The sequence below is a fragment of the Lacticaseibacillus yichunensis genome (assembly GCF_003946405.1).
Taxonomy (GTDB): Bacteria; Bacillota; Bacilli; order Lactobacillales; family Lactobacillaceae; genus Lacticaseibacillus; species Lacticaseibacillus yichunensis.
On the sequence record NZ_RHOG01000025.1, the window covers coordinates 14,700 to 40,634 of the forward strand.

22 protein-coding genes and 1 pseudogene are annotated in these 25,935 nt (G+C 54.6%); 6 read left to right on the forward strand and 17 right to left on the reverse strand.

Translation table 11 applies throughout. The features are described from left to right. Positions 1-18 precede the first annotated feature (18 nt). From pgmB to EKM95_RS08410, 11 genes and pseudogenes are all read right to left on the reverse strand, one after another. Positions 19-693 carry a beta-phosphoglucomutase gene (gene pgmB / locus EKM95_RS08365; protein ID WP_125697422.1) on the reverse strand — a complete coding sequence of 225 codons (675 nt, stop codon included), beginning with the start codon at positions 691-693 and terminating at the stop codon, positions 19-21. 17 nt (positions 694-710) lie between these two features. Beyond that, complete coding sequence (locus EKM95_RS08370) at positions 711-2,852, reverse strand: glycoside hydrolase family 65 protein (RefSeq protein WP_125697424.1); 2,142 nt, start codon at positions 2,850-2,852, stop codon at positions 711-713. 18 nt (positions 2,853-2,870) lie between these two features. Then, on the reverse strand, positions 2,871-3,698 hold the full coding sequence (locus EKM95_RS08375) for a LacI family DNA-binding transcriptional regulator (protein WP_225423253.1): 828 nt from the start codon (positions 3,696-3,698) through the stop codon (positions 2,871-2,873). A 63-nt stretch (positions 3,699-3,761) separates the two neighbouring features. After that, positions 3,762-3,896, reverse strand: a pseudogene (locus EKM95_RS12005) (LacI family DNA-binding transcriptional regulator); the annotation flags it as partial. A 62-nt stretch (positions 3,897-3,958) separates the two neighbouring features. Continuing rightward, a complete protein-coding gene (locus EKM95_RS08380; RefSeq protein ID WP_125697461.1) occupies positions 3,959-4,744 on the reverse strand; it encodes a carbohydrate ABC transporter permease in 786 nt (261 codons plus the stop codon). A 55-nt stretch (positions 4,745-4,799) separates the two neighbouring features. Next, the gene (locus EKM95_RS08385; RefSeq protein WP_125697428.1) at positions 4,800-5,738 is read right to left on the reverse strand and encodes a carbohydrate ABC transporter permease; all 939 of its coding nucleotides are present in this window, start codon (positions 5,736-5,738) and stop codon (positions 4,800-4,802) included. Between the two features lie 34 nt (positions 5,739-5,772). Then, positions 5,773-7,047: a sugar ABC transporter substrate-binding protein gene (locus EKM95_RS08390; RefSeq protein WP_125697430.1), complete on the reverse strand. Its 1,275-nt coding sequence runs from the start codon at positions 7,045-7,047 to the stop codon at positions 5,773-5,775. A 17-nt stretch (positions 7,048-7,064) separates the two neighbouring features. After that, positions 7,065-9,398 (reverse strand): glycoside hydrolase family 65 protein, encoded by a 2,334-nt coding sequence (locus EKM95_RS08395; protein WP_125697432.1) that lies wholly within the window; start codon positions 9,396-9,398, stop codon positions 7,065-7,067. A 65-nt stretch (positions 9,399-9,463) separates the two neighbouring features. Further along, complete coding sequence (locus tag EKM95_RS08400; protein ID WP_125697434.1) at positions 9,464-9,748, reverse strand: hypothetical protein; 285 nt, start codon at positions 9,746-9,748, stop codon at positions 9,464-9,466. Continuing rightward, on the reverse strand, positions 9,735-10,160 hold the full coding sequence (locus tag EKM95_RS08405) for an RDD family protein (protein ID WP_125697436.1): 426 nt from the start codon (positions 10,158-10,160) through the stop codon (positions 9,735-9,737). The genes EKM95_RS08400 and EKM95_RS08405 overlap by 14 nt, the downstream gene beginning before the upstream one ends. Positions 10,161-10,389: 229 nt before the next feature. Next, positions 10,390-11,607, reverse strand: coding sequence for a helix-turn-helix transcriptional regulator (locus tag EKM95_RS08410; protein ID WP_164510141.1), 1,218 nt, complete (start codon positions 11,605-11,607; stop codon positions 10,390-10,392). A gap of 111 nt (positions 11,608-11,718) precedes the next feature. Between EKM95_RS08410 and EKM95_RS08415 the strand changes: the two genes are divergently transcribed. The 6 genes from EKM95_RS08415 (at position 11,719) to EKM95_RS08435 (ending at position 19,076) form a co-directional block, all read left to right on the forward strand. After that, positions 11,719-12,699, forward strand: coding sequence for an NAD-dependent epimerase/dehydratase family protein (locus EKM95_RS08415; RefSeq protein WP_125697440.1), 981 nt, complete (start codon positions 11,719-11,721; stop codon positions 12,697-12,699). Between the two features lie 587 nt (positions 12,700-13,286). Beyond that, entirely contained in the window at positions 13,287-15,743 is a 2,457-nt protein-coding gene (locus EKM95_RS08420; RefSeq protein WP_379897285.1) for a lectin-like domain-containing protein, read from the forward strand. Between the two features lie 12 nt (positions 15,744-15,755). Then, a complete protein-coding gene (locus tag EKM95_RS08425) occupies positions 15,756-16,790 on the forward strand; it encodes a DUF916 and DUF3324 domain-containing protein (RefSeq protein ID WP_379897282.1) in 1,035 nt (344 codons plus the stop codon). Then, positions 16,760-17,962, forward strand: coding sequence for a WxL protein peptidoglycan domain-containing protein (locus EKM95_RS08430; protein ID WP_125697444.1), 1,203 nt, complete (start codon positions 16,760-16,762; stop codon positions 17,960-17,962). Before EKM95_RS08425 ends, EKM95_RS08430 begins: the two co-directional genes overlap by 31 nt. Next, on the forward strand, positions 17,943-18,098 hold the full coding sequence (locus EKM95_RS11685; protein ID WP_164510142.1) for a hypothetical protein: 156 nt from the start codon (positions 17,943-17,945) through the stop codon (positions 18,096-18,098). Before EKM95_RS08430 ends, EKM95_RS11685 begins: the two co-directional genes overlap by 20 nt. A gap of 81 nt (positions 18,099-18,179) precedes the next feature. After that, on the forward strand, positions 18,180-19,076 hold the full coding sequence (locus tag EKM95_RS08435) for a WxL domain-containing protein (RefSeq protein WP_125697446.1): 897 nt from the start codon (positions 18,180-18,182) through the stop codon (positions 19,074-19,076). Positions 19,077-19,331: 255 nt separating this feature from the next. On the opposite strand, the gene EKM95_RS08440 is transcribed toward EKM95_RS08435, so the two are convergent. From EKM95_RS08440 to EKM95_RS08465, 6 genes are all read right to left on the reverse strand, one after another. Continuing rightward, positions 19,332-19,655: a hypothetical protein gene (locus EKM95_RS08440; protein WP_125697448.1), complete on the reverse strand. Its 324-nt coding sequence runs from the start codon at positions 19,653-19,655 to the stop codon at positions 19,332-19,334. 295 nt (positions 19,656-19,950) lie between these two features. Further along, the gene (locus EKM95_RS08445; protein ID WP_125697450.1) at positions 19,951-21,288 is read right to left on the reverse strand and encodes an FAD-dependent oxidoreductase; all 1,338 of its coding nucleotides are present in this window, start codon (positions 21,286-21,288) and stop codon (positions 19,951-19,953) included. 285 nt (positions 21,289-21,573) lie between these two features. After that, positions 21,574-22,419, reverse strand: coding sequence for a class A sortase (locus tag EKM95_RS08450; protein ID WP_125697453.1), 846 nt, complete (start codon positions 22,417-22,419; stop codon positions 21,574-21,576). A 24-nt stretch (positions 22,420-22,443) separates the two neighbouring features. Further along, the gene (locus tag EKM95_RS08455) at positions 22,444-23,517 is read right to left on the reverse strand and encodes a class C sortase (RefSeq protein WP_225423255.1); all 1,074 of its coding nucleotides are present in this window, start codon (positions 23,515-23,517) and stop codon (positions 22,444-22,446) included. Next, positions 23,480-24,463 (reverse strand): class C sortase, encoded by a 984-nt coding sequence (locus EKM95_RS11835; protein ID WP_164510143.1) that lies wholly within the window; start codon positions 24,461-24,463, stop codon positions 23,480-23,482. Before EKM95_RS11835 ends, EKM95_RS08455 begins: the two co-directional genes overlap by 38 nt. 102 nt (positions 24,464-24,565) lie before the next feature. Beyond that, positions 24,566-25,935, reverse strand: a 1,370-nt coding sequence (locus tag EKM95_RS08465) for a SpaH/EbpB family LPXTG-anchored major pilin (RefSeq protein ID WP_125697459.1), incomplete at its 5' end; no start/stop codon positions are given.

The following is a 25,935-nucleotide window of genomic DNA, read 5'->3' on the forward strand; positions in this document are numbered from 1 at the left end:
TCTCAAGCAGTCTTCATGTTAGGCATCCTTTGAGGCAAAAGCCTGCTCGATCGCACTGAGCGAGACATCCGCGGTGGAGGCGAACACAAGGTCAGCTTCATCGAGAATGGTCGGATCCCCAATGCCCACGGAGAACATTCCTGCATCATTAATGCCCGAGATGCCGGCGGTCGCATCCTCAAATCCGACCGTGGTCGCATAAGGACTATCGATCTGGTCGGCCGCTACCTCAAAGATATCAGGGGCGGGCTTACCATGCTTGACCGACGCAGGATCCACGATCTTGCCAAGGAGGTCTTCAAGCTTCAAACGCTTGATGATAAATGGGGCGTTAAAGGAGGCCGATGCGACCGACATCGGGTAATGGTGATCCGCTAATTCTTGCAGAAATTCGCCCATCCCCGGCAGAATGTCGGCTGGGGTCATTGTTTGAATCAACTGTTTATAGCGATCGTTTTTTTCAGTGGCGATAGCCTCTTTTTCAGCCAGGGTATGCTGCCCCTCTTGATGCCCGAATTTGATGATCTCTTCAAGGGAATCCATACGGCTACGGCCTTTGAGCAATTCGTTCACGGCCGGGGTGATCGTGATGTCGAGTTTTTCCTGCGCGACTTCTTTCCACGCCTGATAGTGAAACTTTGCGGTGTCGGTGATCACACCATCTAGGTCAAATACAAAACCAGTAATTGTCATTTTATTACCTCGTTGATTTATTTTCGAGAAATTTCTTGTTCTTGGTCATCAACGGCCAGCGTCAATGGCTCACCAGCCAAAAGCGTCACCACGGTGTTGTCATGGGTCAGCACGATGTGAAGCTGGCGGCCGCGGAAGAGCAGGTTCAGTGCAAGTGTTTGCCACTGGGCGGGCAGTCGATTGCTAATGCTTAATTGACCCTCAACCACCTTGAGCCCGGCGAATCCATAAGCAGCGCTCATCCAGCTACCACCTAAATTTGCCATGTGGAGGCCGTCTTTGGTGTTACCCTGAAGATCCGTCAGGTCGAGCAATGCTGAATCCATGAAGTAGTGATACGCCTTTTCTGTATCGCCAAGGTTGGCTGCCAGCACTGCATAGGCGCTACGTGATAGCGACGAATCGTGGGTCGCCAGCCGCTCGTAATAGGCGTAGTCGATCTTTTTCTGTGAGACAGCCTTGTCATCAGGAAACAACATGTCGAGCATTAGCTCATCTGGTTGTTTGCTGACCTGATAGCGGTAGATCGTCAGCGGGTGATAGTGCAGCAGTAGTGGATAATGATCTGCTGGGGTGGTCGCAAACGGCCAAATCGGCTTGCTCAAGAACGTGTCGTCTTGAGCCGTGACTCCGTTGTCCCCAGGTTCGGGAAGATAGATACCTGCTGCAATATCCTTTAACGCTTGAAGATCCGCTTCCTCAATATCCAATAAACTGCTGACGTCCAATTGCGCATAGGCACTGAGAAAATTCTCAATGTTGGCCTTCGCCATTCGGTTGGTGTAAGTATTGTTATCAACCAGAGCCGTGTACTCATCGGGGCCGGTCACATCATGAAACATGAAGACGCGACGACCATCGCGCTCACTCCAGGCGCCAAAAGAGCGCCAGAATTGAGCGGTCTCCCATAGAATCGGCAGGCCAAACTTCTCCATGAAATCTTTGTCTTGCGTCACATCAAAGTATTGAGCCACTGCATAGGCAATATCGGCATCAATGTGATACTGCGCCGTGCCGGCCGGGAAAAAGGCGCTGGCTTCGGCGCCGTTGATCGATCGCCATGGAAATAGGCCACCTTGAGCAACGCCCATGTCGTGTGCCCGTTTGCGTGCGAGCGGCAATTGACGATAACGAAATTCCAGTAGTTTGCGCGCAATTTCCGGATGGGTATAGGTGAAGAACGGCAACATGTACATTTCAGTATCCCAGAAGAAATGGCCTTCGTAGCCCGGTCCTGAGACGCCTTTTGCCGCAATACTATACTCGCCTGTTCGGTTAGCCGACTGGGCCAATTGAAAGACGTTGAAATGAAGGCCTTGCGCCATTTTGTCGTCGCCGGTGATGTCGATCGCCGCGGATGCCCAGAATTGGTGCCAGAAGGCCTTCGTCCGTTGCGCAACGGCAGCGTCCAGGTCAAGTGCAAAACTATCTTGTTGGGCAACTTGGACATATGCCTCAAAGTGCGCCGGTTGAGCGGGTGCCACTTTGACTGTCTGAGTCAGCCCCGCAACATTGCTGGTTTTGATGAAGCGGGTCAACTGACTCTCGGTCGTTTGAATCCGCTGCACCACGGCCGTCGCGCTACTGTCGATTATTGCGTGCTTAAGTTGCAACGGCCGGACCACCACACGGGGATCTCGTTCAATATCGGATTCTTTTTCCTGAAAAACCAGTGGTCCCTTGGTGAAGGTGATCATTCCTTCATAAGCGGTTGTCGTCAAGGTGTAGCCCAGCAAATAGGCAGTAAGATCTTGGTCAGCTTGCCCGATCAATGAGGTCGTCGTTAATTCAAGTGGGCGGTCATCATCTGGAAAGACGATCTCTGTTGTCATCGTCAGTGCGCCCGTCTGCATGTCCAACCGAACGTCTTTTATCGCGCGCGTGGCCGCAGGTTGACCGGCTTGATCGATGATTGTCAGATGCCGCAGTGATGGTAAAGAGACAATGGTCTGGTGTTCCTTTGCGTAGCCGTGGGCCGCCTCGCCATAAATGATTGGCGAGGTCTCAAAGAACCCGTTGACCACTGTACCATCCGTTGCCAGAAGTGGGTCAGTGGCGCGGACCCCAAAGGTGCCATTCCCTTGGGAAAAAATTGTTGCGACCGTATCGGGCTCACGGTTTGCGAGGTCCTCGAGTGCGATCTGATAGGCAGTACTCATACTGTCACTTCCTCATGATTACTTGTCAGGAAATACGCCAGTGCTTTCGCGCTGAATAAATTTATGTGGAGAAAAGATATGGTGCATATTTGGTGCCACTTTGCCATTCAAGAGTTTATCGACCAGCTGGGCGGCCATACCGCCAATCTTCTCCATATGCTGATCGATGGTGCTGATTGTTGGCTGAGAATATTCCGTGATAGCGATGTTATCAAAGCCAACCACTTCACAGTCTTCTGGGACGCGGCAATGAGCCGCTTTGAGAGCAGTCATGACTCCCATTGCCATCGCATCACTGGCACAGATCACGGCATCGATCTCCCGACCGCTTGCCAGCGCCTTTTGCATGGCGGCTTCAGCCTTGTCGATGTCAAAATCCGCGTACATGATTGCGTCATCAGATAAGGTCAGACCCGCATCGTGCATTGCCTCGCGAAACCCTTTTTCGCGAAGATTGCTGACCTGAGCAGACGGAATCCCGTTCATCATGACAGGATGGGACTTACCGTGTCTGAGAATCGCCTGGGTCGCTTCCTTTTCAGCGGCCACATTATCCACAGAAATAGAGACTGTGTTGGCGCCGGGTATTTCCAGGTCGATCATTACGACCGGCGTTTGGCTCTCGGAGATCTGCTTGATGTAAGGGTCATCGATGTGAAGTCCCTGCACCACGGCACCGGCGACGTTGCGTTCCATGCAGAACTGATCAAATGTTTTTTCGTGCTGCAGCTTTGTCGTTGTTGGGTAAAGAACAAATTGCATGGCGTGCGTTTCGCAATAGTTGTAAACACCCAGAATCGTTTGCATTGAGACGCCATCAAAGCGTGAGGCAACCAGATCGTTCAAGATCAGCGCAACCGTTTTCAACGATTTCGAAGATAAAGTGCGTGCGGCGATGTTGGGGGTATACCCCAACTTGGCCGCGACCTCATACACTTTTTTTCGCGTGTGTTCGCTAATATCTGGGTACCCGTTAAATACACGGGAGACGGTGCTTGACGTCACCCCGGCCGCCTTTGCGACATCATAGATCTTCACTGCCATTTGTCATTACCCCCATCTACAAAGAAAACCGGAACGAGAATCTGTTCCGGTCTCTGGTCGTATCACTTCTCATTGTCCATTCTAATCCCCTGAAGGAAGAACTTGTTAAAGATAATATACAGAATTACGATCGGCAATATTGAGATGATACTTGCTGCCATGGTGTGATCCCAGCGGACGCCGGCCTGTTGGTTGGTGAACGACTGCAGCCCTAGGGTCAAGGTGTACTTGCTCGGTGTTGTGATATACAGCATCGGCTGCATGAAGTTGTTCCAAAAGCCCATGAAGGTGAAGATTGCTTGTGTCGCGATCGACGGACGAGCCAGTGGGAACACAATGCGGAAGAACACTTGCACACGACTCAAACCGTCGATGCTGGCCGCCTCTTCCACGTCTTTAGGGAAGGACAGGAAGAATTGGCGCATCATGAAGATGTTGCCGATGTTGATCGCAGACGGCAAGATCAAGGACTGATAGGTGTCGAGCATCCCCAAGTTCATCAAGATCAAGTAGTTAGGAATAAGCAGGACCTGCGCCGGAATCATCATCAGCGAGAGAAACGCGTAGTAGATGCGTTCACGGCCAGGAAATTGCAAACGTGCCAGCGCATAACCTGCCATGGTGTTCAAGAAGATGTTGATCACGGTCCCGAGTACCGAGACAATGACCGAGTTCAGGAACCAACGCGGGAAAAGCGCGGAAGAACTAAACATGTACTTATAATTGTCGAGCGTGAACGCCTTTGGTATCAAACTCATGTTGCCACTGACGATCACTTTCAACGGTTCAAACGATGCTGACAGCGCCCACAAGAACGGATAAAGGGTGATCAGCGCGTAGATCGTCATGACGATATAAAGGATCGTCCGACCGATATGACCTTTTTTCACTGTTCAAGCCCCCTTACATATCCTTCAAGCCGTTGCCGCCATTCAGCTTTTCAGCCAATCTGGAAACAATGTAGATCACAACAGCCAAGAAGATTGCCAGCGCACAGGCATAACCCATGGTGTTCATTTGACCGAAAGCGTATTGGTAGACCATCAGCGCGACCGTCAAAGTCGAGTTGTCTGGGCCACCTGACCCGTTCGAGAAAATGTACGCCTGGTCAAACATCTGGAAGGTCCCAATGATCCCCATCAACAGAACATAAGTGGTGATTGGTCGCAGATATGGCACTGTGATGTGAACTAATTTCTGCCAGGACGAGGCGCCATCCATTTCCGCCGCTTCATACAGTGAATCAGGCAGATCCACCAACGAGGCCAGATAGACAGTCATAAAGTTTGGTACTGTCGACCAGATATTCATGACCATGATGACTTTCAACGCGTATTGTGGCTCCTGCAGGAAGTTGATTGGATCTTTGTACAATCCGATGCCTGTGAGGAATCCATTAATTGGCCCGTTGATGTTGAAGATAAACATGAAGATCAGGGTCAATGCCGCACTAGAAGTCAGCGTTGGCAGGAAATAGATCAAGCGAAACATTTTCTTGAAGCGAATGTTCTTGTTGCTGAGGGCGTATGCGATCAGCAAGGCGAAAAACGTTTGCGTCGGCACAACGACCAGCGAGAATAAGGCTGTGTTCTTCAGCGCCGTCAGCGCGATACCGTCAGAAAAAATATTGGTGTAGTTCTGCAGTCCCCGGAACTCGTACGTCTCACTGTACATGTTGACTTTGTTGAACGACATGTATAGCGCGAAGACGATTGCGGCAACAAAGAAGACCAAAACGATGATCGCGGCTGGGAGCAGGAACGCATAGGCCTGGACGGCTTCAGATTGACTGCGGTTCAAGTGGAACCGTTTCTTCTTTGGCGTATTTACTGGTGCTTCCATACTCATTGCACCTCCCCAGTGCGTTTGTTAAGGCCTATTTTGCTTTAGCGATCGCGGCGTTTGCCTGGTCGTCAGCACTCTTCATGGCCGACTTCAAGGTCGTCTTGCCTGCCAGACCATTTGCAACAAAGTTCTGGTAGGAGGTATTAACGGTGACAAGTGTGGTGCCGTCCTGCCAAACAGTGGAATAAGCGTTGGCATCCAGATGAACCTTCAGGGAAGCATCAGAGGTCAGATCCGCTGCTTTCGCGACATCTGGGCGACTTGGCAAGGTTCCGGTGGTGGTGATGTACTTCTTCATGACATTCTTGGAGGTCACATACTTGATCCAAGCAGTAGCCAGTGGCTTAACTTTGGAGTTGGCGTATTCGCCCCAACCAACGGTGAAGATCATCCCGCCTTGCTTGCCTTCATAGCTAAGCATTGGCAAAACAGTGAAGTTGGTCTTGTATTGCTGCTTTTGTACTTCGTAGGTCCAGTTGCCTTCTTCCATCATAGCAACTTTACCAGCACCAAAGGCAGTCCCGTTATCGCCCTGGCCAATGCCCTTAGGCGTTACAGCTGCACCTGTCGCAACGAGGTCTTTGTAGAGTTGCAAGTTTTTAAGAACCGCATCACTGGACAAGTTGGCGTCGCCGTTGCTCTTGATTGGCTTGCCACCATTGCGTTCGAGGATATAGAGGTTGCGTGCCAGATCCTGGTTATAGCTCCAAGCTTTCACCTTGTTCTTGCCGTATGCCTTATCAAGCTTTGCTTGGAACCCAGGCAACCATTTGAGGAGGTCTTCATAAGACTTTGGAATGCTGTCGATCGAAACGCCGACTTTCTTGAACATGTCGTTGTTGACGTAGAGTGCCAGCGTCGAGGTATCCTTGGGCACACCATACAACTTGCCATCAGTGGTGTAAGCCTTTGTTAGGGCAGGATAGAAGTTGCTTTCGCCGACATCTTTCTTATTCAACTCTTGCAAGACACCTTGCTTCTGGAAGAATGGATACATGGAGGAGTCCATGTACCAAACATCAGGTGCGCGATGTCCTGCCAGGTCTGCCTGAATCTGAGTATTGAAGTCGGTATAAACTTTTTCAGTCACCTTCGCCCCGGTCTTCTTTTCAAAGCCGCTGATCAGGTCGTTCATACCTTTCTTTTCGTTATCGTTACCGATCCAGACCCCAATCTTCAAGTTCTGTCCCTTGAAGTTGGTCGAGTCACTGCTGCTTGAGTTTGACTTGTTGCCGCATGCTGCAAGTGTCAATACTGCGGCGACGGTCGCGCCGATCGATAAGAGCCGTTTTCCAAATTTCTTCATGGTGTTTCCCCCCTGGCTTATGCCAATTTGATAACTAACTCGTCATGCCCTGAAACAGTGTAGGATCCCCCGACAGAATCCAGCTGAATATCAGCCGTTCCTGTCAAATTCTTGATCTTTAGCGCATCGTGAGTCTCGGTGATCGCGAGTTTTTGCTGATGCCACCAAATTTGAAACGATAATTCATGCCAAGCATCTGGCAGGTTCGGCACGATACGCAGATTGCCATCGAGATAACGAACGCCGCCAAATCCAAAGACCGTCATGGACCAAATGCCACCGATCGAGGCAGCGTGAATCCCTTCATCACTACTGCTCATGTTCGTTCCCATATCGATGTCACGGGCCCGCTGATAGAAGTCATAAGCCATCTTCTTATCGCCGAGGTCAGCGGCAAAGATTGTGTGGGTCAATAGCGAAAGCGAGGAATCGTGAGTCGTTTTTGGCTCGTAGTATTCCCAGTTTTTCAGCTTGACGTCTTTGGAGAAATGCTTTTCAAACAAGAACAGAAGCAAGATGACATCCGCTTGTTTGGTGACCTGCATCTGGTCGACCTGATCCAGGTTGAAATGGTCAAACAGACTGCCAACTTTGCCATTCACCGTGTATGGTGCCAGGTCGATCAGCTTTTTACTCAGATAGTCATCGTCTTGAGGGATGACATCATTTGCGTTCGGCTCAGGCAAGTATAACTTGTCAATTTTTTCGCTGACTTCCTGTTCTAGCTGGTCGAGGTTCAACCGGTCATCCAACCGCGTGTATTCCGCCGGAGCGGTGTCACGCAACTTTTTGATCAGGTCCAGACCCAGTTGCATGTTCCACTTGGCCATGTGGTTGGTGAAGGCGTTATTGTTGGCGTGCTCCTTGTACTCGTCCGGACCGATCACGTCCAAAATCTCGTACTGGTGCTTGTCTTCATTCCAGTCCAGTCGGCTCGCCCAGAAACGTGCGGTATCGAGAATAACTTCGTGGCCCATCGTTTCAGCAAATTCCTGATCGCCTGTCGCCTGAATGTACTCGTTGATGCCATACGCCACATCTGCCGTGATGTGCTGTTCAATAAAGCCCGACCAGATCTTAGTCGCTTTGCCGGTGACGATATCAGTCGCCCCCCAGACTGGCGTGGACTCGCCATCATCGATCCAAGCAGACTCCCATGGATATTGCGCCCCATGATAGCCATTATCTGAAGCCTTTCGCCGTGCCCCGCCAAGGCTCAGGAACCGATATGTTTCAAGCTTCTTGGCCACTTCTGGGTAGGTGAAGATATAATACGGAAGCATGAAGATCTCGGTATCCCAGAAGGTGTGGCCCTTGTAGCCTTCCCCTGAAAGACCCTTTGCCCCGATGTTCATTCGCGGATCATGCGCTGGTGTCATCACTGCCAGATGATAACGGGCAAAATTGATGGCCAACGCATCACGGCTCTCGTCGGCGTCGATCGTGATCGGCATCGCATCCCAGATCTTGTCTGCCCAGGCTTGAGCACTTTCTTTCTGTAAAGCTTCATAGCTGAAAGGCTTCAGTGCCTCTGCGGTTTCAAGTCCTTGCGCTTGAAGACTGCTGCGATCTTTGTAGATAACATCGATGTCCCGCGACGTGTATACATTGGTGATATTAGTGAAGACAAAGGGATGGCCGGCTTCGACGTCGGCGGTGTAGGTCGACATCAGCTGCCGCCGCAACATCTCTGTTTTTGTTTTGCCCATCGTCACACCCTCGGTCGAGAACCGATGCTCGGATGTCAGGACAAAATAGATCTCGGACTGATCTGTCTTTGCGCTCAGCTGAAGGACTTGGCCTGGGTAAAGGCGTTTAACGTCATCATTGAAATGCTGAGTCCCATTATTAGTCATCTGACCATCGATGCCGGCGGTCAACCGAATGCTTGCGTTAGCCGCGACTGGTGTGATCGAAATGCGCTCCGCGAGAACATGACGCTGTTTGAATGAAACGAAACGAGAGGATTGGAACCGATATTGCTTCCCCGCATATGTCCATATAAAGCGCCGGGTCAGCTCACCAGTTCTGACATTCAATGTTCGGTCATACTCGCTGACCTCACCCTGGTTCAGATCGAGCTGTTGGCCATCAAGGATGACTGTAACGGCAAAGACATCTGGGATGTTGGGCAGTTCCGTAACCTCATCTTGATCGAACCGGTCAAATGTCCCGGCGATGAATGTGTCACGTTTTTCCCCGACATACCGTTCTTCGGTGGCGGCACGGGCGCCCAAGTACCCATTACCTAATGCGAAGATCGTCTCGTACTTACCTAAAAACCGCGGATCAAACGTTGCTTCTGAAATGCGCCAAGGATCGTCCTTGGGGTACCTAATTGTTGTCTCCATTGCTTAACTCCATCCAATTAAATTGTAATCGCTAACAAAAACGTTTTCGAAACTGGCAAAAAAATTTAGCGCCCATAGAAGTAATGATTCGACCGAAATGCCAAGATTCCTGCCCCTGCCAACCAGGTCGCGAGCACAAGTACAACCTGAACGTGCAAGATCAGTGCCAAGATCAACAGCGGAACCGCATACCAGCAATACCACTTGATCAAAGACTTAGGGTCGTAATTCTCCCGAAAATGCCAGGCCAGCCAAGCCGCAAAGACAACCGTAATGAATACGATCGCAAGCAGTGGACCGGTTGGAATATTCGACAACGGGCTAGAGGTGATCGCCTTATTTTGTTTCATTGGCGACCTCCCTTGGCTCGACGACTGTGACAACCGTCTGTCCGACGTAATCCTCGATTGTTCGACCCTTAAGCAGGCAGACAGCCAAGTTGACGATCAGCAGCGGAATCCCGATCACTGGGGTGAAGAATAGTACTTTCGTCACTTCGCGAATGCCGACAAACATCACGTTTTGACTGGCGAGCTTAGCCGTATCGACCTTCAAATGGCCGAAATATTTGCCGACAGTCTGCCCGTGAAAGCCAGTCAAAGCCACGATATTGTACAAGACGAAGATTGCTTGGCCGAGCAGATCGGCATTGCGAGTCGACGTATGAAGTCCAAAAACAAAGATGATCACAGCTGGCACATAAGCAACAATGAAGTCAATCAGTCCAGCAAGCGCCCGAACAATCGTATAGCGTGTATGCATCTTCCCGCCTCCATTTCGCACTTGTAAGTGATTTCATAAACAACCATAATTCCGAAAACGTTTTCGGTCAAGCGCTTTCTTTAAATTTCATCGAACTCTAATGTGTAGACCAATTGTCAGCTACGTTGCTAATGGCGATTGGGGCCGCTTATCAAGCGCCGATTGGGACACCGCTGTACATATGCCACCGCCTCTAATTATAGAAGGAAAAAAACCTTCCGCCTACTTTCTATGCCCGTGGTGCTTGTCGTTCCTCTTTCCGCCAAGCCCCCGGTGTCACGCCCAGCGTGCGCTTGAATTGCCGGATGAAGGTGGTCACATCCCCATACCCGACCTTCTGGGCCACTTGGGCGATGCTGAGCGTGGGCATGGCTGTCAGGAGCGAGGCCGCCAGTTGAACGCGAAGCTGGTGCTTTAGCTGAGGAAAAGAGGCGTTGAAGGTTGCTTGAAGCAGCTGGGCCACGCGCTCTTCGGATTGGTGAAAATGTGCGGCTAGGGCTGGCAACGTCAGCGGGTCGCAGCAGTGTTCCACGAGGTAGGCACCGATCGTCCAGCCGTCGTTCACGCTTAGCATTTCGGTTGCCTGTTCGCTTCGCGTCTGCGTCTTGTTTCCCGGCTTCTCCCCTGCCCGATACGCGCCTGGGGTCATGCCGTGAATGGCGGTGAAACGGGCGTAGAAGGTGCTGGGTGAGCGGTAGCCGCAGATCATGCCGATTTTGCGCAGGGTCAGCTCGGGAAACTGCATGAGGCCGGTCGCGTTGCGGATACGGACTTGGTCGAGGCAGGTCGCAAAATCGCGGCCGGTAACTTGCCTGAGCATCGCCTCCACGGCCTCGCCGGAACAGCCCAGCGCAGTGCCCACTGCGCTGGCGGTGAGCGGGGCTTGGTGATGCAGCTGAAGATAGGCCAGGGCCTGGTATGGGGTCGGCGGGGCCGGCAGGATGGCGCGCTTGCCGATCTGGAGGAAGTGTTCGAGCAGGCTGATCAAAGCGACGTTGAGGTTCGCGCTTTGGGGGTCGTTGCCGGCATTTAAGGCCAATTGGCAAAGCGGCGTCAGGGCTGCCTGCTGGGCGGGGTTGAGGTGGACCAGTGGCGGTTGTTGCTCAAAGTTTTTCAAAGCGGCTCGGTAGCGCCCCTGCTGTGTGGCCGTCAGAAGCAGTAGGCCCAGCGAGGCGCGGACATGAATCACTTGCAGCGCCCGATTTTCCCCGCCGAAATGATGCACGTGATAGGGCAAAAGTTGGATGAGGTCACCGGCTGAGAGCGGGATGGGGCGGGTGTTGACGATAAGTGCGCCGCGGCCGGCCAAAACGTAGTAAAACTCCGGTTCGTTGGCGTAATGGGGGCTGTCTGGACGGGTGATTGTTTCGCCCCAGAGGCGCATTTCCTGGGGGCGATAGTCATCAGTCAAGTAGTCGGCACTCACATAGGGATAGTTTTCTGTCATGGGTTGGTCCTTCCGAACAGTTGACGGTTTTCTGCCGATTTTTCTAGTCATGAGCATCGTACACTTATTGTGAAGTCAATAACAGGTCACTCATCGAAAGGAGTCTTTCTTATGTCTAAGGTGTTTGTGCTCGGCGGGACTGGGTTCTTGGGGTATTACACGACGAAGGAATTGCTGGCGCGGGGGTATCAGGTGAAGACGATGGCCTTGCCACCGGTGCCGGCGGACAATTTGCTGCCAAATGAGGTGGAACTGTCGCTCGGCAATATCAATGAGTTGTCGGATTCAGCGATCGAGGCGCTGCTGGCGGATTGCGAGGGGTTTGTTTATGCGGCGGGCGCGGATGAGCGCGTGGTACCGGACGCGCCGGCGCTGAGCTTCTTTTATGAGGCAAATGTCCTGCCAACGCAACGCATTGCCCGGCTTGCCGCGCGTACTGGGGTGAAAAAATTCGTGGTGTTTGGCTCCTACTTCGCGGAATTTTCCGAGCGCTGGGCGGATTCGATGCCTGGGCTGAAAAATGAGCCTTATCCGAACACGCGGCTGCTTCAGGAACAGGTCGCTTTTGCCGAGGGCGAGGGTAAGATGACGGTGTCGTCGCTGCGACTGCCTTACATTTTTGGGACGATGCCGGGCCGGATGCCGCTATGGAAGATGTTCGTCGATCAGATCCGGGACCAGCCTGTTTTCCCTGCCCTACCAGGCGGCACGGCGATGGTCACGGTCGAGCAGGTGGCGGAGGCCGCAGTAGGTGCGCTGGAAAATGGCGTGCATCGCGGGACTTACGCGATCGATGCGCTGAACATGACCTACAAGGACTTCTACGAAATGATCGTTGAAGCGCTGGGGCAAGTGGGCAAAACGCAGATCCCGGTGGTGACGTACGATCAGGTCCAGGCGCAATACGAGGCGATGGATGCCGCAGTTGCCGCTCAGGGCAAGGAGCACGGGATTCACATCGCGACCACAGGCCAGATCCAGGCGCGCGAGCTGTATCTGGACCCGCAGGACACGATGCCGGTGCTGGGCATCCGGGAGCATGATGTCAAAGCAGCGATTCGCGCGAGCTTGGAGAAGGCCGTGCGGGGTTAGCAGGCGCGGTTGCCGGGGAAAGACGACGGCTCTGTGGACAGATGTCTCACTGAATAATTGAATGCTAGGCATGAGCCGGACTGACACGATCACGTGTTGGCCCGGCTTTTTTTGTGTCGGGCTGCTCACCATTTTCTGGGCTGACGCCTCACCAATTTTAGGTGCTGTGTCCCAAACATCCTATATAGGAAGAAACACGCCAACCAGCTGGTGAAAAAGCATAGGCCCTGTTGTTAAAGAACGCTAATCTCGACATTTAAATAACTTTCAAAAAGCACATTACGGCCAGTGCAGAACAACCTCCCACCGATTCTCAAATAATCCCGGAACCGCCCCGAACAGGACACTATTGTCCGTTGACTTTCAGGATTCCACATGTCCTGAAAACACGCGTTATGGTTTCAGCTCTGCCCGCTTTCCGACCAACTTTTATAACACACATTTGCAATATGCCATTTAATACAATAACAATTTACGAAACTTGCGGTGAATAGAAATAACCGTTTGTTACACTCAAGGCAGATACATAACGGCGAATGGTTGGACTGGGGGGTATCGCTTTGAAACGACGGGCTGAGACATTATTCATGGTGATCATGTTGATCATCTCGACAGTGCTGCTGCCGGGGCGGCCGGCGCAGGCTGCGGCGGATGGGTTTCCTGTGGCCCCGCCTGCCTCGACGCTGCGGGCGTCTGACTTTTTTAATAAGAGTACCGCCAATCCGTCGAATTTTCCGAATATGTCGGCCTTTAGCACCTCCTATCCGCAGGCGCTGGTGGTGACCGGGAAGACTAAGACCAAGAGCTGGCAGATCGGCGGGATGTGGTCGAAAAACAAGATCGATCTAAATAGTGCCTTCACTTATGACACCTGGCATTATTTTGGCTCGGATCCGCAGCACGATGCCGATGGGATGACGTTCACCTTGCAAAATGATCCGGCGGGCAATGGCGCGTATGGCTCCCCTGGTGGTGGGCTCGGCGCGTATCCGTGGTCGACGGACGGCACGAGCACGACCGCCATCGTCAAGACTTACATTCACAACGCGCTGTCCATCGAAATGGATAGCTGGTGGAACGGCTCTGGGGTCGCGGATGACCAGTTCGATATCAATTATCCGAACACATTCGGCGTCGGCCATTTAGGCGTGGTGCGGCCCGGGGATGATCCGTTGAAGTCGACGAATTCTCGGACGGTTGGGCACCTGCAGTACATTCAGCTGAAAAATCCGCTGTCTAATGGTAAGTTTCGGCACTTTGTTGTCACCTGGACGCCGCAGGTCACTTACCAAAACGGAACGCGCATTCTCGGCGGGGACTTGACGTATTCGCTGGATGACGACCCGACGCAGGGCAGCACGTTCCATATCGACAACGTTCTGACGTATTTCAAATCGGATCAGGTGTATTACGGCTACACAGGCGCAAGTGGCGCCAATCCGACCTTCCAGGCGGTGGCGTTGATCAAGACGCCGCAAAATGCCCAGCCGGTGACGGTGAATTTTGTCGACACAACGGGCAAGGCGATCGCAACGCCGGTGATCATTCCCGGGGATCCGAACAACTCGTGGGATGCAGCGACGCGGCGGCCGGCGTGGATCAAGTATCAAAACGATTGGTACCAGTACACGCAGCACTACACGGCCAACACGCCGGATGGCCAGGACCACGGCCATTTTTCCGCGACCACGCCGTACACGGTGACGTATCAGTATCAATTGCGCCAGCCGCCTGCGGAGTATGTGTTGAAAAAATCGTTGCGCAATGACTCGACTGGCGAGACCACTTTTTCCACTGAGACAGACGGTCATGATGGTGATCTGGTGACGTATCAGCTGGACTTCACGAACTTGGCGGGGTTGAGCAATGGGGTGTTGAAGGACTTGCTGGATGCGTCAACGGTGTACCAAAACGGGTCGCTTCAGATCGCGGATGCGGATACGAATGGGGCGTTCACGAGCGCGGATGACACCAGCTTCAAGCAAACTGGCACGATCAATTTTCCGTACACGATCGCGGATGGTGATGGGTTCAGTGTGCGTTTTCAGGTGAAGATCGCGCGTGCTGGGACGGCGGAGACCATTCTCAATCAGGCCAGTGTGGTCAGTGGCGGGACGACGATGCAGTCGAATCAAACGACGATCAACTTGCCGCCGGTGAATGGGACGGTGACGTTCCGGTATGTCGATCGCAGCTCGGATATGGCAAACCCGACCGAGATCGCCCCTTCTGTGACGGTCACGGGGCCTGTTGGGCAGGCGGTGTCCACGGTGGATGGCGCGGCAATCCGGCCGAAATCGATTGCTGGCTGGACGGTGGTCGATCAGGCCACAAGCGTTGACCTCACCACGGCGAGTTTTGATCAGGCCAGTGTGCTGGATCCGCATTTTGATACGGCGCCGCTGGTGATCACGTACCGGTATGAGCGGCCGATGTTAAAGCTGAGCGTGGATCAGACGCTGGATTTCGGGGAGTTCACGGATCAGCAGGTCGACCGCACGTATTATATCGGCGAGAACCAGGCGAAAACGCATCAGGCGTTGCCGTTTGGGGTGACGATCGAGGATTACTACGGGGTGGCCAACTGGCAGCTGAGTGTCAAGCAAGATGGGCAGTTCACGTCAAACGCCAACCCAGACTCGCAGGATGCGGAGCTGCACACTGCCCATGAGTTAACGGACGCGACGCTGTATTTGCTCAATCCGACGCTTAAGCGGACCAATGATGCGACGTCGCCGAGTTGGGCCACGGAAGATGATGCGGCGTATGCGGCGCCTTCGGATCTGGCGCTTGATTCGGCGGCGACCACGCCGACAATTCTGGCGACACTGACGCGGACGGGGCATTTTCTGGATCCGGATGCGACCACGGCTGAGGCGACTGGAACGAAGTACGACACCAGCGGTTTTGGCACGTGGCGGCTGAATTTTGGCGATGAGGCGAGCGGCGCGACGAGTGTGGGCCTGCATGTGCCGGCCAGCACCACGCGCTATCACACGCGGTATGAGACGACGCTCACGTGGAATCTGTCACTTGTGCCATAGGAGGACAAATGGTTGCGTAAACAATTATGGAGGTGGGCGCTTGCCCTAGCGCTAGCGGCAGTTGCCTTGGCGCCGGGTCAGTTGACCCAGGCCGCGAGCCAAACGGAAACAACGGATTTTGAGGTGCAGCCGGTCTTGCCTGATGCCCAGACGAATATGAACCTCAACTATTTTGATCTGGTATATGAAAAAAATACGACGCACACGATTCAGATGCGCGTGCAGAATTTTTCCGATAAGAATATCACGGTGAAAAGTGACCTGCGCAATGCGTATACGCAGATCGGCGGCGGGATCGATTTCATGCCCGCGACGAAGGACTTGGATCGCTCGCTGAAGCATCCGTTCACGACGTTGGCAAAATTGGCGGCGGGCGATGACACGATCAAGCTCGCGCCCAAGCAGATGAAGGTCATCAGCGCCACGATCAAGATGCCCACTGCGGATTACAAGGGCCTGATCTACGGGGATTGGCACTTCATCGAGCATGTCGATAAGGGCGCGACCAGCTCCAATGCGGTGGGGTCCAACTACGCCTATTCGGTCGGGGTGGTGTTGCGCGGGCATGATGATGCGATTTTTCCCGACTTGAAATACGACATGACGGAAGCGATTCTCTATCAAAAGCATCCGGCGCTTGGCATCACGCTGTGCAACACGGCGGCGATGGCGATGTCCAAGGTCAGCGTGGATGCGGCGATCAGTGGTCCGGATGGCGCGGTGCGCAGTTATCAGGCAACGAATTTGATGATCGCGCCGAATTCTAAGGTCGTGTTCCCCGTTTCGTGGAGCTACGACACGATGAAACCGGGCACGTATCAGATCAAGGTGACGGTCAAGGGCGTCAATACGCAAAATCGGTTCCCGGTGAGCTGGGCGTTCAAGAAACAGATGAAGGTCACCAGCGCGGCGGCGGAAACGGTGAATAAACAGGCGATCCACAAGCCGGTCAACCACTGGCTGTACGCAAGCATCGGAACGGGTGTGGCGCTTTTGCTGAGTCTGGGGGCGTTAGGATGGGCAATCAAACTGCGGCCACGGGGCTGAAAACGAGGCTTGGTTGGCGCTTGGGGCGACGGCGTGTGCGACTTGCGCGGACCTGGGCCGCTGTGCGGGGCAGGTTGCGCGAGATTCGCGGGCTACGCAAGTTTCGCCGGTTTCGCGACCTGGCCCTGAGCGTGGCGGTTGCCTCGGGGGTAGCACTGGTTGGCTTTGGGCTGGCTGAAGCGGCTTTGCCGACGCGGCCGGTGGCGGCGGCCAGCGACCAGGGTCTGATGGTGGCGCCGGTGTTGCCCAGCGACAATCATGTCGGCAAGGCGGCGGGCTATTTTGACCTGACGCTGCCGACTGCCGAGGCGCGCGAGGTGACGGTAACGACGTACAACGCCAGCAAGCGCCCCATCACCGTGGACATCGCGGTGCTCGATGCCACCACGAAGACCAATGGCCAGGTGGTGTATGAGGCCGAATCCTCGCCGGATAGCCAATTGGTGATGCCCAGTGCCAGCTCGTTCATCAAGGCGCCAAAGTCGGTGCGTTTGGCGGCGGGCCAGCAGAAAAACGTGACGATCACGGTGGCGGCGTCAAAAATTGCCCCTGCCGGCTATTACCTGGGCGCGTTGCGGTTTTCGGCGCTGGTGCCGGCCACTGGGCAGCGCGATGTGCGCAACGAGTTGGCCTACACGATCGCGCTGGCGCTGCGGCGCGGCCAGCTTGTCAGCGGATTGGCTTCGCTGGCCGTGACGCAGCCGAGTCTGCGCGCGACGACTAAGGGTGTGGTGTTTGAGGCAACGGTCACGAATGCTGCGCGGGCGCTTTTGAAGGATGCGACGGCGAAGGTCACGTTGACGAATGCGGAAAGTAGCTTTTTATCCCAATCTTTTCGCCAGCCGCTGAGTCGCATCGCCCCGCAGACCGAATTTTCCCTGACGCATTTGTTTCAGGGGCAAAAGCTGGTGGCCGGCGCGTACCGGATGACGACGACGTTCACGCTGGCGGGTAAGTCCACCACGCGTGTGCAGTACTTGCAGGTGGCGCAAAGCGGTGCGGTGCAGGCAAGTTCTAAGCAGGCGTTCAGCCGGGCGAAGGATCGCTGGCGGTATGTGAAAAGCGGCGGCATTGGGCTGGTCATCTTGGTGCTGGGCCTTTTGGTCTGGCGCGGGTGGCGGCGGCACAGTCGCAGGAAAGGAGGTGATGCCATTGAGCCGACTGATCGCTAAGTTTTCTTATCCAAAGGTCAAATGGGCGCTGATCATTTTATCGGCTCTCCTGCTGGTCGCATTTGTTGTCAGTCTCGTGTTTACCGTCAAGACGTACAACGATTTCAATACATGGAAGACGATCAACTTGTTCTGATCGTCTGGGGTAGTTTAACAGGGTTTTATACCGCGGTCTGGGCCGCGATGTAGAAAATATTTTATTAGGAGGAATTTCACGATGAAATTCAAAAAGTTCACTGGTTTGATGATCGCCGGCGCCGCACTGCTTTCCGTTGGCGCGATCGCACCACTCACCGCTAATGCCGCAACGGTTGAAGGCAACGCTGAGATCAACGGCGGCCAGGCACTGCCACAAGACGCCCAAACCACGGCGGGTATCTCATTTGGTCAGACCTCCCCGACCGGCAACACTGGCTACCTGCGCCTGCAGATGGTGCCGAAGATTCTCGATTTCGGGAACCACGAGCAGTTTTTCTCGGAATACCCGATTTTCACCGCTGATGGGAAAAACGTGGCGAAGGATGACAACAACCGTTACCCGAACTACAAGAGCGGGAGCACCAACTTGACCGCGATTCTCAACACCGATGACGCGGCGCTTGCGAACGTTCAGGGGAAGGTTTGGACCACGGTCGTTGACAAGCAGACCACGCGCACGGCCGACGAAAACGCCAAGGATACGACCGGCAAAACCGACAGCGCAGCCGGCACCTGGACGCTGAACGTGAAGGCGGACGGCCCGCTGTCTCTGGTCAATGACGCTGGCGAATCCACTGGCAAGACCATCGACGATGCGACCCTCACCTTGCTCAACACGGCATACGGCCAGACCGGCGATGTATACGCGTTGACCAACGAAACGCAGGACGACGGCTTCACCCCAAGTGGCGCCTTGACCGCTGTTTCCGATTTGACCAACACGATCTCCATGAATCTCACCGGCAGTGACACGAACCACCAGGTGGCCAGTGCAGCGGCGGGCGAAGGCGAAGGCGCCAACGTCTTTGGTTGGAACAAGACCAACATCAAGCTCGTTTTGCCGAAGACTTCCGTTGTTGAAAACGGGATCTACGAAACGACCCTGACCTGGACCCTTGCGACGGGCTTGAACTAAGCCGTTTCGCGTCGGAATTCATTTGTTGACTGAAACCATTTCATTTGGCGAGTCGGAAGGCGTACTGATGCGGCCTGCCAGCTGCCAGCACTGACAACGTCGATCGCCAGCCCTCCAGAAGCGATCGACCCCACAGCCTCAGTGAAAAGACCCGCTTCAGTGGGACAAGCAATTTGCGCTTGCCTCTCCGGAGCGGGTCTTTGTGTGGGGTCGCACTGGCTTAATCCCGCGAGCGTTATGCGCGAGGCTGGCGGCCTATTTTTCCTTGGGCGCGAGCGCAAACTGCAGGTGATATGTCCCCTCGCCCGCAGCCATCGCGGATTCGATCATCGTCACCTCACGCTCGGCCTCCACGCGGGTGGCATACCGGCCAAGTTCGACTTGCCCCGTATTAAAGAAATCATGCTGGTCGGTCTCCCCAATCAAAGTGACCTTCCCCGCATTTTTCCGAAACGCCAGATTGGTCGCCAGGCTAAAGCCAAAAACGCGGACGAGTTTGCCATTGATCAATGAGCGAATCATCAGGTGGCCCGGGGCAATCGGGTGCGCCGCGGACTGGCCGTCGCCTGGGCGTTGCATTTTGTCAACGAACGGTTGCGGCGTGATTTTTTGGGGGAAATCAGGGCGGTGACAGTGAGGTTTGGCGAAACGAAAACGGCTACGCAACAAAAAAGGCCACTCGCGATGAGTGACCCCTCTATATAAAGATCAATTCGGCAATCATGGTTAAATATGGATCTCAGCCATTCGACTAGGCGCGCAACAGGTAACCCCGTCGCGATTGGCAAGCGTGGCCCGCCCCACCAAGTAACATCAATGCTGGATATGAGGGTGGGCGGAGGCCACCCGGGCGACCCCACAAATGCTTTTTAAGTTACTTATTAGCCTTGGCCACAGCTTCCATCGCGACGGCGTTCAGCCAGTTGAGCGGCTGGTCGAAGTTGGGCTGGAAGAACATGTCGACCATGCTGAGCTGCTCGATCGTCATGTTGGCCTGAATCGCGATCGACAGCGCGTTGGCCGACTGCGACACATCATGACTCGAAAAGACCGACCCGCCAAGAACGCGGTGCGTCTCTGGATCCCAAGTCAGACTCACAAGAATTTTCGCGGTCGTCAACATAAAGTCCGGGCGATAATCCTGCTCGATCGTCACGCTGGCCGCTTCGACCCCGCGTGCCTTCGCGCCTTCTGTGGTGAGGCCGGATGCCGCGATGGTCATGCCGAACAACTCAACGGCGCTGGTGCTTTGCGTGCCCATGTAGGCAACGGTCGGCTTGTCGATGTTGTGGCCCACGAGAATGCCCTGGCGCACGGCGTTGGTGGCTAACGGAATGTAGTCGGCCTTGCCAGTTGGGTTGTAGTGCACTGTCGCTGAGTCCCCTGCCGCAAAGACATCCGGATCGCTGGTGCGCATGTATTCGTCGGTAATGAGCGCGCCGTTTGGCAGGGTCTCAAGTTGGTCACGGACGAGGTCGGTGTGCGGCCGGAAGCCGATGCTGAGCACGGCGATGTCGGCGGAGTAGCTGCCTTTGTCGGTGGTGACGGTCAGCTGATCGCCGCCTTCAAAACCGACGACTTTTTCGCTGAGGGCCAGCTTGACGCCGTGATCGGTGTAGAGTTTTTCCACGCGATCGGTGATGTCGCTGTCAAAGTTTTTCGCCAAAACGCGTGGCAGGGCATCGATCAAGGTGACTTGCTTGCCGTTCAGGGCGTACTGTTCGGCGAGCTCGGCGCCGATGTAGCCTGCGCCGATGACGATGACGGACTTGATCTCAGGGGTGAGGTCCTTGAGCGTCTTGGCGTGGCTCCAGTTCTTGGCGAGGTGTACGCGCGGATCGTCGATGCCAGGAATCGGCGGGGTGAGTGGCGCAGAGCCGGTGTTCACAACGAGCTTATCGTATGTTTCGGTGGTCGTGCTGCCGCTCACAAGGTCTTTGACAACGACTTGCTTGGCCTTGGTGTCGACGCTGAGCACGTCATGTTGCATGTGCATATGGGCGCCAAGCGCGCTCAAGGCTTCAGGCGAGGAGTAGAACATTTTCTCGGGCGACGAGACGTGACCGCCCACCCACAAGGCGATCCCGCAGGACAGGAAAGACAGATTCGTGTTGCGTTCATAGACGTGCACGTCATAATCTGGATGCTCGGTCAGGATCTGTTGCGTGGCAAATGTGCCAGCATGGGTGGCACCAATAACGATGATCTTCATCAAAAAAGTCTCCTCTCAAACGATGCTTGTGTTCTACATCACGAGATAGATTGTACCATACCGGATGTCTTGTGGCTAGATTGATGACAATTTAAATTGGTTAAAGAAATGGACACAAAAGCGGACCCGCGCGCTGCATGGGCAGGACGCGGATCCGCTTTTCTGGTGGCCGACTGGGGGTGCCGGCCGTGTCTTGGTTCGTTTCAGTTGACAAGGCGCGCTGAGGGCTGGTTCGTTTCAGTTGACAGAGTTTTCTCAGCACTGGTTCGTTTCAGTTGACAGTCCTCAGTCGCGTTGGCGCAGGTAGCCCCAGCTGGCGATGCCCCACATGAGGAGCCAGACCAGCGCGAGGAGCCATAATTGCCAAACGAGCCAGCGCCGACTCAGCGACTGGGCAACGAGCCAACCGAGCTGATTTTCAAATTGGGTGAAGCCGCTGGTGGTTGGAGTCGTTGGCTGAATGCCGAGGGCTGTCTCTGTGGGCTCGGCGCCTCGTGTTTTCTGCAGCTTCGCGATCACAACTCGGCGGTACTGGGTTCCTGCCCCGCCTTCACAGCGAATCAGGGTCAGGCGGTCGTCGCGGGTGTTGTCGAGGACATCGACTTGGGTGTCCTTGACGACTTGGTTGACGGCGATGCGATACTGCCAGACTTGCTTGAGGTCGGAGACGAGAATGAGGTCGCCGACTTTGGCGCGGTCGACCTTGTTGAGAAGCAGGTCGCCTGCACCCCAGAAGTTGTGTGCGGCCATGACGATGTTGCCACCGCTGAGCCCGCGCTTGGGGTAATAGAGCGCGACGCCTGCGCTGAGGGTCAGGTCCGTGGCTTCGCCAAAAATTGGCAGGCTGATCTGGCAGCTCGGAATCGCAAGCCGCCCCACCCCGTAACGCTGGGTCAAGCCGGTGCTCTGTTGCCGCGCGGCCAAAAGCAGCTTGAGGTCCGCCTCTTGGATGGCCTCATCCGATGAGTTTTGCCCGCTTCGCGCGAGGTTGGCGGCGGCGGTGGTCTGGAAGGCAACCGGCATGGTGCTGGCCGGTTGGGTCAAGAACACGTGGTAGCCGCGGATCAAGAGGAGCAGGCTGCCGAAGATCACGATGGCCGGCAGCGCGAACCATTTGAGCAGCCGCTTCATGGCGGTCACCCCCTTTTCGCAGGATCATTCAGTCTGGTGCGGTGTGTCGTCGGAGGTGGCGGGGTCGGCGGGTGTGCCGGTTGGGGCTTGGGCAGTTGCGTCTGCTTCTGCCTTTGCGTCGGCCGCTGCCTTTGCCGCTTCTTCGGCCTTTGCCTGTTCTTCGGCGATGCGTTTCTTTTGCTTTTCCAGACCGCGTTTGCGGTAGCGGCGAATGAGCCACCAGATCAGCAGGAGCAAAATCAGGATGAACAGGGTCAGATACCAAATGTGTTCGAGGCTCCAGCGGTCGCGGGTGGTCGTGACCACTTTTTTCGCCGCCCTGATCGGAATGCGTTTGCCGTAGACGATCAGGCGGTGGGAGTTGATGAACAGCGGGGTGCAGGTCATGAGGGCGACCAGGTCTTTGCCAGGCTGGACGTAAAACGACTGGACGGCGGCCTTGCCCGATGGCGCGATGACTTTGTGGCCGGTCACCTGATACGCGCGGTTGCGCCCGAATGCGTTGACGTAGAACACGTCGCCTTTTTTCAGGTAGCGAATGTTGTCAAAGAAGATCTTATTGGCGAGGCCGGAATGCCCGGTAATGGCGGCCAGCGTGTTTTTCCCGCCGGTGGGCAAGCTCGTCCACGGCATGGTGCCCAGCGCGCGGTTGAGCACCCAGTCGGAGTCGCCAAAGTAGATCAACATGTTCTTGATGTGGATGCTGGGAATGTTGATGTACCCGATCGGCGACTTGAGGTCCGGCTGGATCTGCGTGATGTCGATGTTCTCGTGGGACTTATTGTGCTGCTTGGCGTCGATCATGGCGTTGTAGCGGTTGATCAAGTCCAGCGTCTTGTCGGTCGGCGGAATGTACGCCTCCTCGTATTCACGCATCTTCGGCTGGCGCTGGAGCGTTTCTCGCCAGTTGAACAACAGCGGCAGTAGCAACAGGAACACCCCAAGCAGAAGCGTGAGGGTGAAAAAGGCATAGTAGACGCGGTGATGCTTGACCTTGCGAGGCGGCTGGGCGGTTGGCTGCGCCTCGGCTGGGATCGCCGTTGTTGACGGGGCGGCGGCGCTAGTCAGCGTCTCCGGTTCCGTCGGTGTGTCCGGGATCGCCTGGTCGTGGTTCTCCGGGTTCGCCTGGTTGGTGCGTTCCGAGTTCGCCTGGTTGGCCGGCGTCTCGCTCGCCTGCTTCGCGGGCTGCTTGTTCTTGCGCTGCTTTTTCGGCATTGGCCTTTTCCTTCTCCTTTCGCCGCTGGTGCTGTTTGATCAGGAACCAGATCAGTATCAGCAATAATAGTAAGATCACGATCAAGATCCAGAGGCGCTCGATGCCCCAGCCATCGCGGGTGGTGACGGTGTGGCTCGCCGCTGTTTTCAGCGAGATGCGCTTGCCGTAGACCATCAACCGATGCGTATTGATAAACAAGGGCGTGCATGTCAACAGAACGGCGATGTCTTTGTGCGGCTGCACATAGGTCGCCTTGATGGCTGATTTTGCATTGGGGTCGACCACCTTCTGCTGGTAGACCTGGTAGGCTTTTTCCTGCCCGAAACTGGTGACATAGAAGATGTCGCCATTTTGCAGGTAGCGAATGTTGTCAAAGACGATGCGGTTCGCGAGGCCCGAGTGCCCGGTGATGACGGTGAGCGTGTTGGTGCCACCGCTTGGCAAAGAGGTGCCGGGCATCGTGCCGATCGCGCGGTCGAGCACCCAATCCGAGTCGCCGAAGTACATGGTCTGGCCGGCGATGTGAATGGCGGGAATCCGCACGAAGCCAATGGGGTCGTGCAGATCCGGCTGGATATCAGTGATCTTCACTTTTCGCTTCGGCGGCTGGCCTTGTTGAAAAGCGGCGATCATGGCATTGTACGCCTCGATGTCTTTTGTCTGCTTGGAGGTCGGCGACTTGGCGTTTTTTTCATAAACCACCGTCGCCTGCTTGCTTTGGTAGTCGTGATACACGTCAAAGCCAAACGGCAGCAGTAGCAAGATCAGCCCCAGCGCAAACAGGAAGCCGAAAAACAGATAGAATGTTCGATCTGACAAATGGCGCATCGTCTTCACCTCCGTATGCCACATTTTACCCGGTACATATTATTCCGGGAAAGAACAAGAGCCCCGAGCCCGGCTCGAAGCTCTTATTCAAAATACGTGTGTTTAGGCGTTCTTTTCGTCCTTGCGACGCTTGATGTAAATCATCGAGCCAGAGCCAACGATCAGCACAGACGCGGTGACAAGGATCAACAGACGGGCATCGGAACCGGTCATAGGCAGGTTTGGAAGCAGGTTGTCGCTATCCTTGACAGTCGCATCGAGGGTGGTATCGGCTTGCGCGGTGACTTCATGAATAGTCCCGTCAACGTTGTAGCCGGCTGGTGCGTCGGTTTCAACCAGGTAGTACTTCTGGGTCTTGGTCGTTGGATCAACAACCAAGCCATTAAATTCAGCTTTACCATCTTCGCCAGTGGTGACAGAGATAGCATTACCATCGTTATCTGTGATCCAGTTGCCATCCTTGGCATCCTGTTCGGTCGCCGCAAGCTTGAAGGTTGCGTTTGCCAGTGGTGTTGCTGCGGATGAATCATCCGTCTTCAGGACATCAACATTCCCATAAACGATCTGTGGGTTATCACCAGGGTCGTCAGGATCTGGGGTGTTAGGATCATCAGGGTCTGGATCGATCGGGTCACCAGGGGTGGTCGTTTCGTGCTTCGGATCGCCGCCAGTGGAAGGCGTGTAGTACGAGTCAAATGTATTGACAATAGACGACGTATCAGTGGTAACCGGGTTGATCGTGGTGGTCAACTGAGCCACGATCGTTGAAGAACCGGCCGCCTTCTTCATCCCAGCTTGAGTCAGAGAGATCATAACGACATCGTAACCGCTGACTGCGGTGGAATGGGTGACGGTATAGTCATCGTCAACGGTCAAGGCAGTCTTAGTACCATCAGAAGCCAGGGCATTCACAACAACACTGCCGTCAACAAATGTCAGGGTACTACTATCGATAGGATCAGAGATCGTCAGATTCGTCGCATACACAGCATCCGAATCGTCATCCTTACTGCCGGCCGTGTAGATATCTGCAGGCGTATTGACCTGCAAGTTCCAGGAAACTTCGGAACCAGGCTTTACAGACTCAACTTTGGTATCACTGCTGCCATTCGTCCCAGTCAAGGTCTTGTTTGGCAGGAGGTTGATATCTTTCGTATCATTCTTCGGATAAACATTGACGTCATAAGCCAGGCTCTGACTCGAAGTAGATGCATCGGTCACAGTAAGTGGCACGTGCACGACGAAAGGATCAGATGGCGACTCAACAGCCGCTGATGCCACTTCGGTTACGAGATAGTAGCCATCTGCACTAGTCCCAGTGCCAAGAGTGGCACTGGTCAAGCCATCACCATCCGTCGCATCGGTCGTCAGCGGATCGCCAACCGTTGTATAAGTAGTCAGTACTGAACTAGGCTGCTGACTTTGACCGTTCAGTGATGACTTTATAGTTAATTTGATATGTTTTGCCGGCT

Excerpts from the sequence above, each read along its gene's own strand:
- EKM95_RS08435 (WP_125697446.1), top strand. The coding sequence starts at position 18,180 with ATGAAATTCAAAAAGTTCACTGGTTTGATGATCGCCGGCGCCGCACTG.
- EKM95_RS08440 (WP_125697448.1), bottom strand. The coding sequence starts at position 19,655 with ATGCAACGCCCAGGCGACGGCCAGTCCGCGGCGCACCCGATTGCCCCG.
- EKM95_RS08385 (WP_125697428.1), bottom strand. The coding sequence starts at position 5,738 with ATGGAAGCACCAGTAAATACGCCAAAGAAGAAACGGTTCCACTTGAAC.
- EKM95_RS08395 (WP_125697432.1), bottom strand. The coding sequence starts at position 9,398 with ATGGAGACAACAATTAGGTACCCCAAGGACGATCCTTGGCGCATTTCA.
- EKM95_RS08400 (WP_125697434.1), bottom strand. The coding sequence starts at position 9,748 with ATGAAACAAAATAAGGCGATCACCTCTAGCCCGTTGTCGAATATTCCA.
- EKM95_RS08405 (WP_125697436.1), bottom strand. The coding sequence starts at position 10,160 with ATGCATACACGCTATACGATTGTTCGGGCGCTTGCTGGACTGATTGAC.
- pgmB (WP_125697422.1), bottom strand. The coding sequence starts at position 693 with ATGACAATTACTGGTTTTGTATTTGACCTAGATGGTGTGATCACCGAC.
- EKM95_RS08420 (WP_379897285.1), top strand. The coding sequence starts at position 13,287 with ATGGTGATCATGTTGATCATCTCGACAGTGCTGCTGCCGGGGCGGCCG.
- EKM95_RS08415 (WP_125697440.1), top strand. The coding sequence starts at position 11,719 with ATGTCTAAGGTGTTTGTGCTCGGCGGGACTGGGTTCTTGGGGTATTAC.
- EKM95_RS08370 (WP_125697424.1), bottom strand. The coding sequence starts at position 2,852 with ATGAGTACTGCCTATCAGATCGCACTCGAGGACCTCGCAAACCGTGAG.
- EKM95_RS08390 (WP_125697430.1), bottom strand. The coding sequence starts at position 7,047 with ATGAAGAAATTTGGAAAACGGCTCTTATCGATCGGCGCGACCGTCGCC.
- EKM95_RS08430 (WP_125697444.1), top strand. The coding sequence starts at position 16,760 with ATGGGCAATCAAACTGCGGCCACGGGGCTGAAAACGAGGCTTGGTTGG.
- EKM95_RS08410 (WP_164510141.1), bottom strand. The coding sequence starts at position 11,607 with ATGACAGAAAACTATCCCTATGTGAGTGCCGACTACTTGACTGATGAC.
- EKM95_RS08450 (WP_125697453.1), bottom strand. The coding sequence starts at position 22,419 with ATGAAGCGGCTGCTCAAATGGTTCGCGCTGCCGGCCATCGTGATCTTC.
- EKM95_RS08380 (WP_125697461.1), bottom strand. The coding sequence starts at position 4,744 with ATGACGATCTACGCGCTGATCACCCTTTATCCGTTCTTGTGGGCGCTG.
- EKM95_RS08445 (WP_125697450.1), bottom strand. The coding sequence starts at position 21,288 with ATGAAGATCATCGTTATTGGTGCCACCCATGCTGGCACATTTGCCACG.
- EKM95_RS11835 (WP_164510143.1), bottom strand. The coding sequence starts at position 24,463 with ATGCGCCATTTGTCAGATCGAACATTCTATCTGTTTTTCGGCTTCCTG.